Origin of the sequence: Ensifer sp. ENS02 (assembly GCF_014851885.1) — a bacterium.
Classification (GTDB): Bacteria; Pseudomonadota; Alphaproteobacteria; order Rhizobiales; family Rhizobiaceae; genus Ensifer; species Ensifer adhaerens.
On sequence record NZ_JACVAO010000030.1, the window covers coordinates 30,401 to 49,009 of the forward strand.

The window sequence follows — 18,609 nt, forward strand, 5'->3', positions numbered from 1 at the left end:
GGCTGAAGAAGAGGACTAGATTTCGATTTGGCTTAGGAAGCGAGCAAGTGCCTTCGACAATTCCTCGGGTGCTTCCTCAGCCATATGATGGCCTGAACTGATGGAGTGGCCCTCGACCTTCGTTGCCCGGGGGCTCCAGACCGCCAGAACATCATCGTAGAGATCCGCGAGGTCGTCCAACCTGGACCATAGACACAACATCGGGCACTCGATCAACCGGCCGGCCCGCCGATCGGCGAGGTCGTGTTGCCTATCGACACCCAGCCCAGCCCGGTAGTCTTCAAGCATACCGTGAACAACGGAAGGATTGCGGGTGGCGGCTCGGAAGTCCTCATAGGCAGCCTGACCCATTGGTTCCATTTCGCCGCCGTACCACGCATCCGGATCGGCAAGGATTGCGCGTTCCGGCTTATCAGGGACGGCAAAGAAAAACCAATGCCACCATTTTCTCGCAAACTGCTCACCAGTTCGTTCGAGAGCTTCCAGGATTGGAACAGCGTCGAGTACGACCAGGTGCGTGACGCTGTCGGGATGATCCATTGCGAGCCGAAACGCGGTGTAGGCGCCACGATCATGCCCGACAACGGCAAATTGAGTATGTCCAAGCGCCCCCATCAGCTCGACGCATGCGGCAGCCTTGGCCCGTTTCGACGAGCCGGAGTGGTCAGGCGTATCCTGCGGAACATAGGATTGACCAAATCCCGGCAGATCTGGACAGATAACCCGAAAGGTGTCTGCCAGCCGCTCCGCCACCTTCCACCAGGTGACGTGGGTCCGGGGGTGGCCGTGAAGCAATAGAACAGGCGGACCGCTTCCGCCATGTCGCACCCGCAGCTGGCCAGCTGTTACAGGTATCGTTTCAAGTTTGAAGCCCTCGAACATGGTGGTGCCATGAGTGCCATGGGGCCGGTTTGCATTATATCCGGGGCCGCAGATCGGTTAGTAACCGAAGAACCTCTAGCAAAGTCCGATAGTTCCAACCGAGTGTCTGCCTCCCCCAACAAATCGTGGGCCCCACGGGTTAGCATTCGGAACACGTCCGACGCCCTGTCACGCCGCCCATTCTGGCCATCATCACGTCCGCAGGACTTCGTCCATTTGTGTCTCCCGTCGGCGCAACGTGGGAATTTTACTTCGGCGCTTTTGGCGAATTCTCGCCCGTCAATGGTCGAAGAAAGCCACACGGAGGGATAGCGGCGGCATGAAACCCTTCCAGCAGTTACGCTCGACAAGCGCGGAAGCGTCCGCTTGGGGGCGAAAGCGACGAGCGCCCTGCGGAACGTTCAAGCTTCTCGCCGGTTTTGGCCTGAGAGAGGAGCCAGTTATGGGAATCAACGAATCAAAAAGCGGCGCGCGAGGTACTCCATCACATAGGCTTGGGATACTTGTCCGGGGCCGATTGGAACTTTCCGTCTTTTAGCGCGCTTATCGGATTTGCGGCCAATGCCAGTCGAGCGATGAAGCCCGCCTGCCCAGATCAAGGAAAAAGACGATGCGGAATTCAGTTGCCGCGGTCATTGTCAGCGTTTCGCTCGGCGGATGCACCGCTGGCGTCGCGACTTACGGCTTCTCGCCAAACTTAGAACCGATACCCGGTAGCATCACCTATCGCGGCCAGCCTCGCACCAAGCTGACGAAAGCACCTGTAGGCAGCATCGTGCCACACGAGTTTCGAGACCAATTCGGTCGGCGCGTTTCTGAGATCTATGTCATTCAGCCGGATCGCTCTCTTCGTCTTGTCTCCCGACGCAGGCAGACATTTGATTTTTTCGATGACGATTAAGGGGGCTTGGCATCCGTAGATTGACGGACGAAGAAATCGCAGAGGCGATAACTTTTAAGCGGCAAGAGGTCGATGTGACGAAGTCAAGGGAAGCCGTGGAACCGGGCAGGGGGCGAAATGCTTCAACGCCTGAAGAGATACCGCCGAAAGGCATTCGCGATGTCTTTTGGCGTGTTGTTTCAGAAATGTTCGAGGAGCGTGTTTTCCTGATCGCGGCGGGGGTGAGTTTCTATCTTCTGTTGGCACTCTTTCCCGCTCTTGCTGCCCTCGTGTCCTTTTACGGCTTCATCGCCGATCCCATCGACATCGGAACCCATATGAGCGTGCTGGACGATCTGTTGCCACCCGGGTCTTACGCTCTGATTTCGGACCAGTTGAAATCTTTGACCTCCCAGAAGACGACAACGCTTAGTTTCGGTTTCGTCAGCGGCCTGTTCATCTCGCTCTGGAGTTCTGCCAATGGCATTTCGGCGCTTTTTGATGCCATGAACGTCGCCTATGGCGAAACTGAGAAGAGGACATTCGTCACCCGGACGCTGCTTTGTCTCGCATTCACGTTCGCCGGGTTGCTTTTTGCGGTGGTCCTGATCGTGGCTATCGGCGTCATTCCCGCCTTGCTGGCGTATCTGTGGCTCGATCGGTGGACTGAAATCCTGACGAGGACGGTGCGGTGGCCGATGATCCTCTTCCTCGTCGCTATCGGCACGGCCTCGATCTACCGGTACGGGCCGAGCCGCGAGCGGGCGAAGCTACGGTGGCTCAATTGGGGTGTCATATTCAGCACGTTTATGTGGCTCGCCGCCTCATGGCTCTTTTCCTTCTATTTGCAGAATTTCGCGAACTACAACGCGACTTACGGCGCTCTCGGCGCGCTAGTGGGTTTCATGATGTGGGTATGGATTTCGACGGTTATCCTCATCATAGGTGCTCTGATTAACGCGGAGCTCGAACACCAGACAGTCGTCGACTCCACCACCGGTATACCGCTCCCGATGGGTGAACGCGGCGCCTACGTTGCTGACACACTCGGCAAAGCTGCCGACTAGGCGCGTAAAGCCACGTCGGTTCGCGCACCGCTCTCCGAGGCGGGGGATCTGCAGACCCGAATGAGCCGATCACTCTGAAGGTCTGGTGTGCGCACCGTCAGCAAGAAACGCTCCAACGACCGACGTTGTGGCGCGTGCTCGGCTCCGTTCTCGTGCCACCGACACCAGTGCGCTCGGCGTTCGCACTTCGACGAAACCTCAAGCCGCGGCAGATCGCGTTCGCTTATCGCTATGAATTCCATGCGCGATCTCCCAGGTCATCCGCCCTCCGGGAAGAGCGTGCACAAGTCCAGGGTGAACTGCCGAATGGCCGGTCCAGCGACACCAACGTCGGGTTAGCTGTGCCCTTCGATTTCCGCGGCCGGTCTGCGACTAAGCCCGAGAGTTCGCAAACTCCTGCTTCGTGAGGCCGATGCACTAGCGCATACCCGGCAGACGCAAGCCGCCGCGGCGCGCCTGCTCAGTAGATCCTGGCGCATCTGCGAACCTCGCTCTTTTGTCGGCCTTTTCCGTCGTGCCAATTCGATCAAGCTCCTTCCCGGCGCCGATCTCAGGCGCTGAGTGAATGCCCGCAGGGGCGGTCAACTGCCTCATTGCTACGAACGGCAATTGTCGGAGGCCCCGGGCGGGAGGTCCTGGTGGAGCTCACCGCTCGACCCCAAAATGCAGGCCATATAGTCCCAGATGGTGAAGGGGGGTCGCACGGCGGCCCTTCAATGTTTCCGATAGAGATGGCGAGCCAGATAGGGCTATAGGCAAAATCTGATCAAAGGGGAGCCCACTCGAGCAGCAGCTCCGACAGGCGCTTGGCATTCTTGATCGCATGACCATCACGATCATTGTTGAAGTAAGCCCAGACCGTTTTCGCTCCGCTTCGGCGGATGCGTTCCGCCCATATCCTCAGTTCGGCGTCACTGTAATCGTGCCTATACCATTGATATGGCCCGTGAAACCGCACATAGATGTCATCGCAAGTCTTCACGAGGGCGTCGGGCAGCCGAGGGCCACTGCAGGAGCAGAAAATAGTTCCATTTTTCTCAAAAGCGTCGAAGACGTCGTCATTCCACCAACTCTTGTGGCGGAACTCCACAACGTTTCGACGGGAAGGGTCAAGCTGAGCCAGTATGGTGTGCAACATCTCGGCGGAGTAACGGACGCTTGGAGGCAATTGAAACAGAAAGCAGCCCATCTGGGGGCCGAGAACGTCGGCTATGTAGCCAAAGTCCTTGACCAAGGTGCTGGTGTCGTCGAAGCGCCTGACGTGGGTAATGAGCTCACAGACTTTGACCGTGTAAACAAAATTCGGTCCTGCTTGTCGCAGCCAATTCCTCACCGCGGCGATCGTCGGCCATGAATAAAAGGGCGCATTGAGCTCCACCGTTTGGAACTGCTGGGCATAGATGGGAAACCACTTGCTCGAAGGAATATCTGCCGGATAAAGCTGTCCTTTCCAGTGCCAATAGTACCAACCCGAGCAGCCGATATGGAGGCCGTGTAACAGGTCCCGCGGAATGGTGAGCGCGCCTCCATTCGTCCCCAGCGCCAATCTCAACGCATGCATCTTTTCGGCCCGGCCTATATTCGCAAGCCGCTGCCTCTGTCGGCGCTGCGCGCGACGGGCGCGACGTTCTGCGAGTTCTTCCGAAGAGCGCTCCACCATCTGACAATCCGCCGTTTTCCCTGGTCAGAAAGTCTCGAGACGGGATTTGGTCCCTGCTTTCCAAACACCTATCCATCTTTGCGCCATTACATCCGTGAAGCACGCGAACTCCGGGGCGGAGCATCATGTTTGTTTGCGATTTCTTGAAGAAATGCCTCGATCGTTTTGACCTGATGGAACAACTGATCCGCCAACGGCCTGTAAACATTGCGAAGAGGTGGCGTTGGTTCAGCTGACAAAAGGCCATTGTCGCAAGGGCGACCGTCATCCCAGCCCGCATGATTGGCAATAGGATAAAGACATACTGCCTCTATAGGCACTCCCCACATCATAGCAGCCCTGACTTCTTCGCCGACATATGCCAGCCAATCGGACCGGCGATCGCCTTCAGTACCCGTCTCTGCGATCAGCATTGGCCTGCCATATCGAGCGTAGGTTTCGACAAGAATTTTGCGCAATGGTTTGTAGAGAGGGTGTTCGACGTCGATCGTCGGGCCGCCGTGGATCCACTGGTTGTTGTGGTAGTAGTTGACGCCGATGATATCGAGATACTTTTCCGCGCCTCCCAACTGGGGCCACAAGCGTCCCGAAATCATGTCCCAGGCTTGGTATTGTGCCAATCGATGGCCTTCAGCAGCAAGTCGATCGCCTGGTCGCTCGGGATCGGCCAAAACATTGATGGCCGGCTCGCAGTGGACAAATCGGGCCCGAGGCTCGACCTCAAGAATAGCATCCATCGCCGCGATCGAGGCGCGCGCAAGCTGCACCTTGAGCTCAAAGCCCCTGCGCCCTGCCCAAGGGTTGAGGTAAGCAGCATCTCCACCCGCCCATGAAAAGAAAGAGATTTCGTTGACAGGCACGAAGAACGGCGGGGCGGCGATTTCGCTTCGCAGGAGTTTTGCGGCAGCCCCCGCAAAACGCGCAAACCGTCTCACAAATTCAGGCGACCATATATCGATATCATCGGGCCAGCCGTAGTGCATAAGATCCCAGATGACCTGCGTTCCGGTGGTGCGCGCTGCGCGCATTAACGGTAAAACACTGCTCCAGTCATATGTTCCGGGCAGTTGCTCGACCAGATGCCAGCGAAAACCATCCCGTACGCTGCGGATATGATGGCTCGCCAGCTGACGGTAATCATTTTCCGCATATTGTTCGTGTTTTATCGAGGCTATCATATCCAGGCGCCGACCCCGACCCACCCCATCCCTTGGTCGGACGCGGTGGGTGGAACATTCAAAGCCTCCTTGGAAGAAAGACTGGAACAGTCCGGTCGGAGCGCACGGCGTCCTTTCCTCAAGGACTTCGTCAAAAAGCGCCTGCCACTGCGGAACCACCGCTTCGACGCTGTAAGTCTTCTCTACATGCAAACGCAACTGTAGACCGAAGCTGGCGCGCAACTCCGGCGATCCGGCAAGCATTGTGACGGCCTCTGCCACTGCTAGTGGATCGTCATGTCCGACAAAATAGCCAGAAAGGCCGTGTTTGATCTGTTGTCGTGAACCGTTGTCGGCCGTTGCAATGACCGGAAGGCAGGCGGCCCCAGCCTCAGAAATGACATGGGGCATGCCCTCATCCCGCGAAAGCCAGACGAACACGTCGAACGCTGCAAGCAGGTCCGCGACGTCGACCCGGTCACCCAGGAAGCTCAAGACGGCATCCAATCCAAGCTTGCTACACAGAGCCTTCAGATGCTGCGCATATTCGGGCATGAATGCATCTGGTCCTCCCACGATCACAAAGCGCATGGTGTGATCTTGTGCGTGAATAATCGCGGCCGCCTCGATGAAGGTCTCGACATTCTTTTTTGCATCAAGACGCCCGACCCAGCCGACCAGGATCGTGTCGTCGTAGATGCCGAGTTGCCGGCGCGTTGCAGACCGCCGGCTCGGCTCGAACTCCTTGAGATCGACCATAGATGGGATCTCTCGGGCATCACATTCCCGCCCAGGCATTCGAGACGCGGCGGCGTCGCGAATGGAGCGACAGACACCCACATAGCGACTGGTCAAATGTTTCGGTCCGCTCAAAGCTTCCAGGACCAGGCCACCATGCTCGATCAACGGCGGGCGAATGTGCAGCCGTTCAAGTGCCGGGTAAATGTCTGCAACATTTTGACATGAAACCACCACGTCATAAGAAGGAATTTTGTCGGCGAGATAGGCAACGGTCTCTTCGAGCGACATGGAATAGGGCGCAGTGTCCACTTCGATGCCCAAAGCCCGCAGCTGCTGATGCGTCTGCGCGGGCATGCCGTCCTTGTGCAAGCATGCGACCACATCGATTTTGTAGCGCGAACGGTCGATATTGGCCGCAAGAAGACGAACCTCGGTTTCCTCTCCTCCCACCACCAACCAGCCGAAGACGAAGAGGACGGTCTTGGGGCGGCATGATCCCGTCATGGCCCCACCTTGAAGACGATCTGCAAGAACTCAAACCTCCGCTGCAGCAGATCCGAAAGAAACTCCGGAGCATCCTCGAAGGGGATCACATGGGTGATCATGTGCTGTTTGATCAGTTCGCCCTCACGGGCCAACAGGTCGATCGTTTCGCCCGCAAGCCGGCGTTGGCTCCAATGCGATGAAAGACCGCGTGGAACACGATTGATCTGCGCGCAGCGTATGTTAAGGCCATTGTGGTGAAACTCCTCACCCAATCTCAGCCTGTCAGCTCCACCCTGATAAAATGCCAGGTCAATCACGCTCCCCTGGGGTCGTACGGCCTTGAGTGCGACGTTAAGGCTTTCCGAATGGGCCCGGGTCTGAAACACGATATCGGCTCCGCGGCTTGCAGCGCCGTCGTGCCAGTGCGTCTTCACGTGTTGCCAGGCGTGTTCCTCTGACATTGCCTGAATGCCCATCGCCTCTGCCTTTTCTCGGCGGAACTGTGACGGATCCGCGACGAGGACCTGGCAAGCGCCAAGGGTCTTGGCAAAGAGCGCTGTGAGCAAGCCTACGGTCCCAGCTCCGATAACCAATACGCGTCGACCGATGACACCGCACCCCAGGAAGGGCAGTGCCGTTCCGAACGCATCGGCATCGGCATGGAGAATGCCATTGGCAGCTATCGGGCCCATTTGTGCGACGAAGATGCCAAGCAACGGATCGATCGTGGTGGGAAGTGGGACGAGAAGGTCGCAAAACGGGTCGGCTACATGGCCGGTCTTGTGGGCGTAGGTTGCAGCGACGATATCGTTTGTTGCGTAGCCGGCGGCGTTTGTGTCTGCGACCCGTGCCACCTCCATGTAGCCTAGAAAGGGGACGGGATATGTCAGGTCAGGTTCGTTCGCTATGAAAACCCCCCGCTCGCGGTCGAAGCGCGAGTGAAAGTAGGGGTTGGTGTTTTTGAGGAACGTTAACTCGGTCCCGGCCGAAAACCCGGTAAAGAGTGTGTCGAGCTGTACGTGACCGTCGGCTGGCGCCTCTTCCTCATATTCCAGGAAGTACATTTTGCCAGGGCGCTCGACGCCGAGGGATCTTATGGTGCGGCTGAACATCGGCACAATTCCTAAAAGTTGTGGAGGTCGATGGGCTGACCGGTTTCGGCAGACTTGCTCAGAGCTAAAGCAATGCGGTGGGTCGCGAGCGCCTCATGGTAAGGGCAACGAATGCGATTTTCGCGGCCCCGCACCGCATCGACGAAGTCGCGATCCTCCAGCCGCACCGGGTCTCCGTCGGCCCGGCGCACCGGCCTCCCCGCCCCGACATCCACCATGATGTCATGGTCTGTCAGTTCAATCGCCAAGCCATCGGCAAAGAGGTTCAATCCCATGTGATGCCCCCACTTCAAGGCACACGTGGACGCAATGTTTCCGATTGCACCTGTTGCGAATAAAAAGCTGGCCGTGCTCGAAGTGGCAACATCGAGATCAGGAAAGTCATCCCTTTTTCTATGCGTCGTCTGGCCGAATACCCGGACGATATCGCCGACAAGATAACGGGCGAGATCGACGATATGGGTCGTCTGTTCGACGGTTTGCCCGCCTGATGTCTCCTTTTTCCACCACCACTTCGGGGGTGGAGTCTGATCGAGCCAGTAGCCCGAAACAAGTTGCGCAGGGTTCTCAGCCAGGCATCGGCGCGCTTCCTCGACGGTGTCGAGGTATCGCCAGTGATAGCCCACCGCGGTAATCAGGCCGGCCGCAGCAATGCCCGCGGCGAGCTCCCTGGCAAGATCGAGATGCAGGCTGATTGGCTTCTCGACAAAAAATGGAATTCGAGCCGAAATGAGCTCTCGCTCGACATCGCCATGCGCAAATGGGGGGACACAGATATAGGCGGCATCCAGTTCCAGTTCGCCCAGCATCCGGGCAGAGGAAGTAAAGGCTCTGGCGCCAAATCGGCCTGCCGCATGCTGGGCCCGTTCGATGGCGGGATCGGCAAAGCCTACGAGTTGCACGTCGTCGAATTCCGCCAAAATATCGAGATGGCGGGACGCGATCCCGCCCACTCCAATAAAACCGATGCGCGTGCGTTTCATGGTTCGATGCTCTCTTTCGTTGGCGACCGCTGAATGGAGAACGGATCGGTAGATTTCTGCGGTCTCCTCGACCATCCGGGCTGCGGTGAATTGTTGCTTGAACCTTCGTCGCTGCGCCTCTCCCGTGCGAGCTGCCCCTGCCGGATCGGCTAGGACGGAGATAATCCCCTCAGCAAGCCCTTCCGGATTGCTGGGCTCGACAAGGAAGGGATGCTCGTCTCCAAGAGCGTCAATCGTGCCTCCGATCGCTGTCGCAACGACAGGGACCCCCACCGACATCGCCTCAAGAACCACCAGCGGCAGCCCTTCGAACAGCGATGAGAGAACGAAAACGTCCGCCGATGCCAGCAGCGAGGCTATGTCGTTGCGCTGCCCTGCAAACAACACAGCGCGTTCAAGTCCGAGCTCTGCGACCAAATCCTTCACATTGCCGACTTCAGGACCGGTACCGACCAGTAGCAGCACAGCATTGGGGAATTGTTGCAGGACGCGAGGCATCGCTCTGACCAAGGTCAGGTGGTCCTTCTGCCGTGTGAAGCGCGCAACCGATATAAGGGTGTTTGATCGTTGGGAACCCCACTCAGACCGCACCTCGATGCCATCGCGAAGCGGTGGAATTCCGTTTCGGACAACCTTGATCTTGTTTGGATCGACGCTCTCACTCGGGAAAGTCGACCGCGCCGCGGGGGAGACGACAACCAGTCGCTCGACGAAGCCAAGGCCCTCGAAGAACGCCGCCTTCTGTTCTCCTTCGGTGAGGAGAAACGGCAAATGCTCCGTTCTGATAACCGGAACACCTGCGACTTTTCCGGCGTGTGCGAGCCCATGGCCTTCCCAGCCGATGCCTGCGTGAACATGAATAAGATCGGCATCGACCGATTTCAGCCACAAACCGCACTCGGCGATGTCGTCGAACTCTTTGACCGCCAAGCCGAGTGCGAAGGCTTTCGAAGCAAGGTTGCCCTCGCATCCTCGCGGCATCACCATCGTAACTTCAAAGTGTTCGCTCAACCCCTCGCCGAGAATAAGCATGTGGGCACCCATGCCCGATGCATCGCAGCTGTCGGTCGCAAGGACGAGCTTTTGTTTTGGCTTCATGAGAGGGCTCATCGAACACCCAAGCTATGGTCCGCCGTGTCCCTGGCCGCAAATCGCTTGAAAGTCGAAAGTGCCTGACCCACAACCTGGTCCATGTTGTAGTAGCGGTAGCTCGCCAGTCGTCCGACGAAGGTCACATCGCTGCGCGAGCGTGCAAGAAGCGCGTACTGGTTGTAGAGCTCCTGATTTTCGGGCCTTGGGATCGGATAGTAAGGGTCTCCGGCTGAACACGCGTACTCGTGACACACACTCGTCTTGGGATGGACTTGCCCGGTGATGTGCTTGAATTCGGTCACTCTCGTGTAAGGAATCTCTTCAGAGGGAAAATTTACGACCCCGACGGGCAAAATTCGCCGCTGGTCGTAGGTCGTGTGTTCGAACCGCAGGCACCGGTAAGGAAGCCGACCATACTGATAGTTGAAGAACTCGTCGATCGGTCCGGTGAAGATGATATGCGTGCCGGGGAACTCATCCCGGACATCTCTAAAGTCGGTGTTGAGCCGAATATCGATGCGATCGCTATCCAGCATATTCTCAAACATCTTCGTGTAGCCCTCCTTTGGCATCGCCTGGAAGGTGTCCTGGAAGTAGCGATCGTCGGTGTTCGTGCGAGTAGGAATGCGGGCGGTAACTGCCTTGTCGAGTTGAGAAGGATCCAGTCCCCATTGCTTGCGCGTATAGCCCTCGAAAAATGTCCGGTACAAATCCAATCCGACCTGCGCGATAACGACGTCCTTCGAAGTGCGCACCCGGTCCATCGGCTCCGCCTTGGAGGCGAGGTACTGGGCAGCCGCGTCGTCGTCCTTCAAATCAAGTCCGTACAGCCCATTGAGGGTTGTGCGATTGATCGGTATCGGCAAGAGCTTGCCCTCTACATCAGCAAGCACGCGATGTTCGTATGGCCTCCACGCGGTAAAGCGCGAAAGATAGTCGAAGATCATTTCGCTGTTGGTGTGGAAGATGTGCGGGCCATATTTGTGAACAAGAACGCCATGTTCGTTGTAGAAATCGTACGCATTGCCTGCGATGTGGGATCGCCGATCGCAGACGAGCACATTGTGCTTGCCTTTGTTTGCCAGCCTCTCGGCAAGGACTGCCCCAGCAAAACCGGCGCCGACAATCAAAAAATCATAAGCACGGCGCCTAGATCTCATTTGTGCCGGTTTTCGCGAAATGGGCGATATCGAGCGCAGATTTGTTTCAGCCGCTTCCTGCACCAATCCGTCCATTTTCCGGTGAGTCTCATCCCATGAGACCGTCGACAGAAATTCATCGACGCCTTTCAGCCATTTTCCTGACCGGGGCTTTAATTTCATTGCGGCTTCGCATGCCTCAACGAATTCGCTCGCATCGGATGCAAAGAAGACCCCGCTGATGTCTTTGTATTGACGCACGACGTCGACAACCGGCGTAGTGACCACGGCAAGCCCGGCTGCCAGGTATTCCGGGGTCTTTGTCGGGCTGATAAACCGGGTGGCCTCATTCATGGCAAACGGCATTAGAGCCACGTTCCACCCAGAGAAATAGGCAGGCAGGACCTTGTAGTCCTTCTGGCCGAGGTAGTGGATGTTGGGTGCGCGAGGAAGATCCTCCTCCCTGATCTTGGCCACCGGACCAATGAGAACGATTGACCAGGACGGCCGTCGTGCCGCCAAGACGCTTATCAGTTCCAGATCAAGACGCTCATCGATGACTCCGCAAAAACCGAGGACAGGGCCAGCAAGATCCGCTTGGTCCGGTGGGCTGATCGGCACCGTTCGTGCCGACCGAAAGTGCCCCACATCCACGCTGGAGGGAAAGGGATGAATATTGTCATGCAGGAGGCGCTTGGCGTCGTAGAGGCTATGGCCACCTGTGAAGACCACATCAGCCCGATGCATCAGCTCACGCTCCAGTTTCACCATATTTGCCGGCGCGAATCTGAAGTTGGCAAGTTCGTCCATGCAATCATAAACAATTGCGGCCGCATCGACATGCCGGGCAAATGGAAACATCATTGGTGTGTAGAACCACAGGACTGGCTTGGGATGACCAACAAGGTCCAGAAGCTCGTCGAGCAATCCGGCCAAACCCGTGTTTCGTTGTGCCTCGGTCCATTCCCTGGGAATTCGGGGCCTAACGGATTTTACGGTCGTGCCCGCGAAAGGATGGATTTCCAGATAGGCCAGATGGTGGTCTGTCGGAATAAACTCTTCAAAGAAGTAGACGTGTCGGTCGCGAGCAAACCGCTTCATGAGGTGTTGTGGCCGCTGCACGACATAATCCCACCGCAGGTGTGAAAAACAAATCACCGGCGCGCGAGCATTAGAAGAACTCTCTTTTTTCTTCAGATCTGCGGTTAGAACATCCATACTCATTCCGCGCTGAGATGTTCGTAGGCCCGAACAACTTCAATTGACGCGCGCCTCCTTGTTTGCTGACTGTTCGGCTCGAATGAGCTGGCGAAGTTTCTTGATGGAGTGTGGCCAAGTCCAAGATCGGAGGACTGCGTCGCGCGGACTAAAGTCGGTAAGCCGCGACAACATCTGGGCAATAGCAATATGAAACTCGTCCGAGGTTGCGGTCGCGCCGGTCTGCGGGGTTATGTATTGCTGGCCGCATCGCAGTTCGGCGTTGGCAAGTACAGGCAAACCTGCGAGCATGTATTCGGTGAGGACCGCCGGGGCCCCGTCATCGACCCCGCACACCACGCCCATGCGAGCGAGATTCATCAACCTGTTGACCTCCGCGAAGGAGACGCCTGGAGGTCCGACAAAGTCGACATCAATCTGCAATTCCGCCGCGTGTTGACGCAACTGATCCGATCGATCGCCGTAGCCGAAAACGCAAAGTGCGCGCACGGACTTCGGCATCTTGGCGAGCGCGTGAAACAGGACATCGTGACGCTTATAGGCTTGCGCGGCGGCTACATAAATTATGTCGTAAGGCTTGGCCCCCTCGATTGGGTAGAACATCGACGGTGCTGCAAATTCCGGACCGATCGGAAGGACCGCGGTGCGTTTGCCCGGGTGACACGCCTCGACCTCGCGGCTCTGTTCTTCTGATCCGGTCAGGATCAGATCGAAGTGGCGGCTCGTGGCGAAAGGGACCCGCAACGCCGGCGCGTCGATCGAGTTATAGATTTTGAAGCTGTTTCGACAAGCCTGCAGGATTTCCTCATCGACCCCTAGGCCCCAGACACAGAGAATATCCGGAGCGCCATAGATCTCGATATGAGCAAGCATGTCGTCCGACGAAAACGGAGGGGTGTTACCGTCGAGGTGGAACGAGCGCCGTGTCAGGAAGGAACTTTCTCTTACCGTTGGTGGGGGGCCGCTGGCCAGCCAATGGCTCCAGATCTCCGCCCGATCGACTAGGCCATCGGCTACGCAGGCAATTGGCATTCGTTCGAGATAGCTACCCTTTACCTCGACATTGTCTTCTGCGGTTGGCCGAGCAGCCAAATCATCCGCGAAAGTCGATGCCCAGGCCGCCAAGCGCTCTGACTTAGTCGGGACTGTTGAAACCGGTGGCCAGCCGTCCTGGAAATCACTGATGACGACAATCTTTCGCATTACTCACTTCGCACATCTACAGTCGCGAACGTCTTGACGACCACCGCGTTTGGGGAAACGGAGTTGTATTTGTCAGGAATCTAATAGTCTCGGCTTGGAACCGCCGAGCACACTGTTTGTTCCAGTTTTGGCCAACTTAAATTTCCCAACCCATCTATTCAGGACCACCGGTGTCAATCGAGTTCCCATTGGTGGCGCCGATTCTGCTCACGAAAGCCGAACTTCAAACGTCCCTGAACACGGGATCGTCAGAAGGAAAAAGGCATCCTGCAGAAAGAAAGAAGGAGTTCACTGCGTCGCCGATCTTTGGCACTGCGAGTTTTCGACGCTCCTTTTCACAGAAACCGGAACATAGCCGGCGCCACAACGTTTGGTGTGGTCTGAGGTCATGCGGATTGATGACTTGGTGACCCTCACCTGTGAACTGTTCAAAGAGTGAACTGATGTAGTTCAACTCGAAATGAGAGAAAGGCCACCAAATGGCTACGAAGACGAAAGTCCTGAGCGATCTCTTCCACGATACCCTCATGGACATCTATTTCGCGGAAAAGCAAATCCTCAAGGCGCTCCCAAAGATGGCACGGGCTGCGCGGTCTGAAGAAGGCAAAGCTGGCTTCCTCAAGCACCGGGACGAGACCGAAGGTCAAATCGAGCGGCTGGGGCAGGTTTTTGAGATTATCGGAAAACCTCTGCGGGGTAAGACATGTGAAGCCATCCAAGGCATCCTCGCCGAAGGCGAAGAAATCATGGAAGAGTACCGTGACAGTCCCGCCCTCGATGCCGGCCTCATCTCGTCGGCCCAGGCGGTCGAACACTATGAAATTGCCCGCTATGGGACGCTCAAATCGTGGGCCGCCCAGCTTGGTCTCGATAAAGCCGTTCCACTGCTCGACGCCAATCTCCAGGAGGAGATCGCCACCGATCAAAAGCTGACGGCACTGGGCGAAGCTGCGGCAAACTTAAAGGCTTCCAAGCAGGCCGCCGAGTAGTCCAACTCGACATGGAGAAGCCGCCGTGGACGGCGGCTTTTTCATTCCGGCACAGGCAAGTGCGCACTCTCCGCGTAGTCCCCCGGCCAATCAATTCGAAACAACGGAGTTCGCCCCATGGCCAAGAAATCTCAAGAAAAGTCGACCTTGAAGCAGCGGGAAACTGTGACGATCCATGATCAAAAGGTGCGCCGCGGGGAAGGAGGCGAGCTTCACCAGATCGCGGAAGACGATACGCCCGTCCTGACCACCGCTCAGGGCGGCCCCGTTGCCGACGACCAAAACTCCCTGCGCGTTGGGCCACGCGGTCCGCTTGTGATTGACGACTTTCATTTCCGTGAAAAGATTTTCCACTTTGACCATGAGCGCATCCCCGAGCGGGTAGTCCACGCTCGAGGCTATGGAGCGCACGGCTATTTCGAAACCTACGAGTCGCTCGCCGCCTATACCCGGGCTGATGTTTTTCAGCGAGCAGGTGAGAAGACACCGGCGTTCGTCCGCTTTTCCACAGTTGCCGGCAGCAAGGGGTCGTTTGATCTTGCCCGCGACGTCCGCGGTTTCGCGGTAAAAATCTACACCAAGGAGGGCAACTGGGACCTGGTAGGCAATAACATTCCTGTCTTCTTCATCCAGGATGCAATCAAGTTTCCCGATATTATTCACGCGGTGAAGCCGGAGCCGGACCGCGCCTTTCCCCAGGCGCAATCTGCCCACGATACATTCTGGGACTTCATCAGCCTCACGCCGGAAAGCATGCACATGATCATGTGGGTGATGTCGGATCGCGCGATCCCCCGCTCGTTCCGGTTCATGGAAGGGTTTGGCGTTCACACCTTCCGCCTCGTCAATGCAAAGGACGAGTCGACCTTCGTTAAGTTTCACTGGAAGCCGAAGCTGGGCCTCCAGTCGGTAGCCTGGAACGAGGCGGTGAAGATCAATGGCGCCGACCCGGATTTTCACCGCCGCGATCTTTGGCAGGCAATACAGTCGGGCAATTTCCCGGAATGGGAATTGCAGGTTCAGCTTTTCGATCAGGAATTTGCAGACAGCTTTGATTTCGACGTGCTTGATCCGACGAAAATCATTCCCGAGGAGGTCCTGGCGCCCCAGCCGATTGGACGGCTCGTCCTTGATCGCATGCCGGACAACTTCTTTGCCGAGACCGAGCAGGTAGCATTCATGACGCAGAACGTTCCGCCTGGCATCGATTTCAGTAACGATCCTCTCCTACAGGGGCGTAACTTCTCCTATCTCGATACGCAGCTGAAACGTCTCGGCAGTCCCAATTTTACCCATCTTCCGATTAATGCGCCGAAGTGTCCCTTCGCGCATTTCCAGCAGGACGGCCACATGGCTATGCGCAATCCGATCGGTAGAGTGAACTACCAGCCGAACTCCTTTGCGGAGGGGCCACGGGAATCGCCGATGAGCGGCTACCGGCATTTCCCCGCCGAAGAGACAGGGACGAAGGCGCGGCTACGGCCGGAGAGCTTTGCCGACCACTACAGCCAGGCTCGCCAATTCTACATTAGCCAGACCGCTCCCGAGCAACGCCACATAGCGGCCGCGCTGACATTCGAGCTGAGCAAGGTCGAAACGCCGGCTATCCGCGAACGGATGGTGTCCCATCTCCTCAATATCGACGAAACGCTAGCAACCGCCGTTGCCCAGAAGCTCGGCTTCCATTCGATGCCAAGCCCGGCTGATGCGGCCATGCCAACCCGGCAGGATCTTGAACCGTCCCCAGCGCTCAGCATCGTGGAACGCGGACCGAAACGCTTCGAGGGCCGCAAGCTCGGCATCCTGATCACCGACGGTCTGGATGCAGCGTTGTTAAACGGCCTGACCGCGGCGGTCGCCAAGGAAAAGGGGGCCTGCGAACTTGTCGCTCCGAAGGTCGGGGGCGCTACGGCCTCGGACGGGACCTGGATAGAAGCACATCACATGATCGATGGCGGTCCCTCCGTGCTGTTTGACGCCGTCGTCCTGCTGACTTCGGCTGACGCCATCGACGACCTCGTAAAGGAAGCCACCGCCCGCGATTTCGTGGCGGACGCCTTCCAGCATTGCAAGTTCATCGGCTACGACCCCTCGGCGATGCCGTTGATCGAAAAAGCCGGGATCGCCGATGGCCTCGATGAGGGTACAATCGAGCTTCCAGGCGAAAAGGGAATATCCGATTTCGTCTCGACGCTCGGCAAGCTGCGCGTCTGGGCCCGAGAACCGTCGGTGAAGCTGGGTAAAGCTTCGTCGCCTCCAGACTAGGCTCGCTGAGATCCCGCGCGCCAAACACGGGACCTTGGCCGTGGATGGTGGTGGCGTGGATCAAACGATTCGTCGCTGTGGACTGGAGCCGTTGCGGTGATGCTTCCGAAGCTCGCGCAATCGCATCCCGTGGTTGACCGAGCAGAGGCCGACAGCAGGGAAGTGCCACTTCGGACTCACGCGCGACCCGCGCATTTTCTCAGCGTTCCAGAGCGAACGATTCACAGCTCAGAGGCCGCTTCGACGAGTCCGGAAACTCGGCCAGTGGCTTTGTGTGTGGTGTGGGTCGCAGAGCCACACCACAGCTACATAGCTCTGGCTTGATATCGAGGAGGAGCCACTCTGTGTTAGACGAAATCTAGATTTGTCAGACACGAGGCCTGTCATGGGAAAGCACAGTGGAACGGGAGAACAGCCAGGGGCAACGCTGCGTGCAAAGCGCGTGCGCTGTGCGAAGGTCGGCAAGTTCACTTGTAGCAGCAGATTGATGCGGTCATGAAAGCGGCTGAGCATTCCGGCCTGCTGGGCGAAAAGAGCAGAAAGAGCGGCGGTAGGATCAGCACCGCTCTTATCGAACAAGCCAACAAGCACACCGGCATCGAAAGCGATATGACCGAGTTCGCTTTGGCAGCCGTAGCGCTTGACGACGATTTCGGATCCGCTTTTCGCAAGATCCGCCGTACCGTCAACCCCGACCTGAAACTCGGCTTCTGATTTGTCGGACTTTAATTTCGACGCCGCGGTTCGCAGGGGAAGGTTTGATCGCGGACGCACGCTTTCAAGGCGCAGGGATAGAGGACTGCCTTCCTTGACAAGCCGGTTGAAGCCGGTCTCGAACTGCTGCTCGATAACTGCGTAGGCCCTTGCGACACCGCGTTCGGTCTGCGTTGGCAGTCTTGTTCGCCCCAAAAGCGGGTGTATCGCGGCCGCGATCCCGATGAACCGCCTATTCGCTCATCAGTCGTAGCTTTGTGAGGTTCAATACCTCGACCGCGCGTGCGCTTTTGAGTCGAATCACCCCCATGGATCGCAGCTTAGAGAAGCTTCGTGAAACAGTCTCGATCGTCAGCCCAAGATAGTCGCCGATGTCTGTCCGGGTCATTGGAAGGTCGATCGTGCCGTTTGCGCCTTGACGTTCGAAAAGGTCAACGAGGAAGACGGCCACTTTTTCAAGCGCGCTCTGCTTTCCGACGACCAAAAGATGCTCCTGCGCCCGCACCATGCACTCAAGCGCCAGAGCCATTAACTCTGAAGAACAGCGGCCTCGTTCTTCGAAGGTTAGGATTGTCAAACCCGTAGGGGCGATGCTTTCAGCGAAGAAGCTGCGCATGGTCCGCGCTTCGAAACCGAAGGTCTCTCCGGCAACGTGAAACGCAACCACCTGCCTGCGGCCGTCGGCGAGCAGACGGAAGATCCGAACAGCTCCATACTCGATCCGATAGAGCGTACCCGCCACCTCTCCCTGGGCATAGATTTCAGTTTCTGCCCCGTAGAATGAGATTGCGCGAGGCCGAGCAAACGAACGACCATCAAGGGCTACGGCGGCATTGAAGCTGAAGGAGGGGATGGAAGCGGTAGAAGCGTACATGGGACCGACCCTTTGTTGACGGTCAGATCATGACGAAGCATGGCCGCGTGCGAAATTCGTTCGTTCCACTACGCATTACTACGTAGTGCGGCCAAGGCCGCGATGACATCGGGGCCGGAAAGAGGTTTGTGAAGGACAAGAATGTTC

The 18,609-nt window shown here is 57.3% G+C and carries 11 protein-coding genes and 1 pseudogene; 5 read left to right on the forward strand and 7 right to left on the reverse strand.

Features of this window, described 5'->3' with window-relative positions; translation table 11 throughout:
* Positions 1–15: 15 nt before the first annotated feature.
* Positions 16–882, reverse strand: coding sequence for an alpha/beta hydrolase (locus IB262_RS34075; RefSeq protein ID WP_110819832.1), 867 nt, complete (start codon positions 880–882; stop codon positions 16–18).
* Positions 883–1,492: 610 nt separating this feature from the next.
* Here IB262_RS34075 and IB262_RS34080 point away from each other — a divergent pair.
* Positions 1,493–1,783 carry a hypothetical protein gene (locus tag IB262_RS34080; RefSeq protein WP_034800005.1) on the forward strand — a complete coding sequence of 97 codons (291 nt, stop codon included), beginning with the start codon at positions 1,493–1,495 and terminating at the stop codon, positions 1,781–1,783.
* Between the two features lie 20 nt (positions 1,784–1,803).
* Entirely contained in the window at positions 1,804–2,829 is a 1,026-nt protein-coding gene (locus IB262_RS34085; RefSeq protein ID WP_210337842.1) for a YihY/virulence factor BrkB family protein, read from the forward strand.
* Positions 2,830–3,595: 766 nt separating this feature from the next.
* On the opposite strand, the gene IB262_RS34090 is transcribed toward IB262_RS34085, so the two are convergent.
* The 5 genes and pseudogenes from IB262_RS34090 to IB262_RS34110 all read right to left on the reverse strand — a co-directional run bounded on the left by IB262_RS34090 (position 3,596) and on the right by IB262_RS34110 (position 13,620).
* Positions 3,596–4,489: a DUF72 domain-containing protein gene (locus IB262_RS34090; RefSeq protein WP_090428909.1), complete on the reverse strand. Its 894-nt coding sequence runs from the start codon at positions 4,487–4,489 to the stop codon at positions 3,596–3,598.
* 86 nt (positions 4,490–4,575) lie between these two features.
* Positions 4,576–6,891: a glycosyltransferase family 4 protein gene (locus tag IB262_RS34095; RefSeq protein ID WP_110819831.1), complete on the reverse strand. Its 2,316-nt coding sequence runs from the start codon at positions 6,889–6,891 to the stop codon at positions 4,576–4,578.
* A pseudogene (locus IB262_RS34100) lies at positions 6,888–10,066 on the reverse strand (glycosyltransferase). Before IB262_RS34100 ends, IB262_RS34095 begins: the two are co-directional and overlap by 4 nt.
* A gap of 8 nt (positions 10,067–10,074) precedes the next feature.
* Entirely contained in the window at positions 10,075–12,417 is a 2,343-nt protein-coding gene (glf, locus tag IB262_RS34105; RefSeq protein ID WP_192494491.1) for a UDP-galactopyranose mutase, read from the reverse strand.
* 39 nt (positions 12,418–12,456) lie between these two features.
* Positions 12,457–13,620 (reverse strand): glycosyltransferase, encoded by a 1,164-nt coding sequence (locus IB262_RS34110; RefSeq protein ID WP_167550738.1) that lies wholly within the window; start codon positions 13,618–13,620, stop codon positions 12,457–12,459.
* Positions 13,621–14,099: 479 nt separating this feature from the next.
* Here IB262_RS34110 and IB262_RS34115 point away from each other — a divergent pair, with 479 nt between their 5' ends.
* The 3 genes from IB262_RS34115 (at position 14,100) to IB262_RS34125 (ending at position 17,588) form a co-directional block, all read left to right on the forward strand.
* Positions 14,100–14,609 (forward strand): ferritin-like domain-containing protein, encoded by a 510-nt coding sequence (locus tag IB262_RS34115; RefSeq protein ID WP_060529765.1) that lies wholly within the window; start codon positions 14,100–14,102, stop codon positions 14,607–14,609.
* A gap of 117 nt (positions 14,610–14,726) precedes the next feature.
* Complete coding sequence (gene catE / locus IB262_RS34120) at positions 14,727–16,874, forward strand: catalase C (RefSeq protein ID WP_110819830.1); 2,148 nt, start codon at positions 14,727–14,729, stop codon at positions 16,872–16,874.
* Between the two features lie 495 nt (positions 16,875–17,369).
* Positions 17,370–17,588, forward strand: coding sequence for a hypothetical protein (locus IB262_RS34125; protein WP_110819836.1), 219 nt, complete (start codon positions 17,370–17,372; stop codon positions 17,586–17,588).
* A 232-nt stretch (positions 17,589–17,820) separates the two neighbouring features.
* Here the strand turns inward: IB262_RS34125 and IB262_RS34130 are convergent, their stop codons facing one another.
* On the reverse strand, positions 17,821–18,462 hold the full coding sequence (locus tag IB262_RS34130; protein WP_089046231.1) for a helix-turn-helix domain-containing protein: 642 nt from the start codon (positions 18,460–18,462) through the stop codon (positions 17,821–17,823).
* Between the last annotated feature and the right edge of the window lie 147 nt (positions 18,463–18,609).

Coding starts and splice junctions, on each gene's coding strand:
- IB262_RS34075 (WP_110819832.1), bottom strand. CDS start 882: ATGTTCGAGGGCTTCAAACTTGAAACGATACCTGTAACAGCTGGCCAG.
- IB262_RS34080 (WP_034800005.1), top strand. CDS start 1,493: ATGCGGAATTCAGTTGCCGCGGTCATTGTCAGCGTTTCGCTCGGCGGA.
- IB262_RS34090 (WP_090428909.1), bottom strand. CDS start 4,489: ATGGTGGAGCGCTCTTCGGAAGAACTCGCAGAACGTCGCGCCCGTCGC.
- IB262_RS34095 (WP_110819831.1), bottom strand. CDS start 6,891: ATGACGGGATCATGCCGCCCCAAGACCGTCCTCTTCGTCTTCGGCTGG.
- glf (WP_192494491.1), bottom strand. CDS start 12,417: ATGGATGTTCTAACCGCAGATCTGAAGAAAAAAGAGAGTTCTTCTAAT.
- IB262_RS34110 (WP_167550738.1), bottom strand. CDS start 13,620: ATGCGAAAGATTGTCGTCATCAGTGATTTCCAGGACGGCTGGCCACCG.
- IB262_RS34115 (WP_060529765.1), top strand. CDS start 14,100: ATGGCTACGAAGACGAAAGTCCTGAGCGATCTCTTCCACGATACCCTC.
- catE (WP_110819830.1), top strand. CDS start 14,727: ATGGCCAAGAAATCTCAAGAAAAGTCGACCTTGAAGCAGCGGGAAACT.
- IB262_RS34125 (WP_110819836.1), top strand. CDS start 17,370: ATGAAAGCGGCTGAGCATTCCGGCCTGCTGGGCGAAAAGAGCAGAAAG.
- IB262_RS34130 (WP_089046231.1), bottom strand. CDS start 18,462: ATGTACGCTTCTACCGCTTCCATCCCCTCCTTCAGCTTCAATGCCGCC.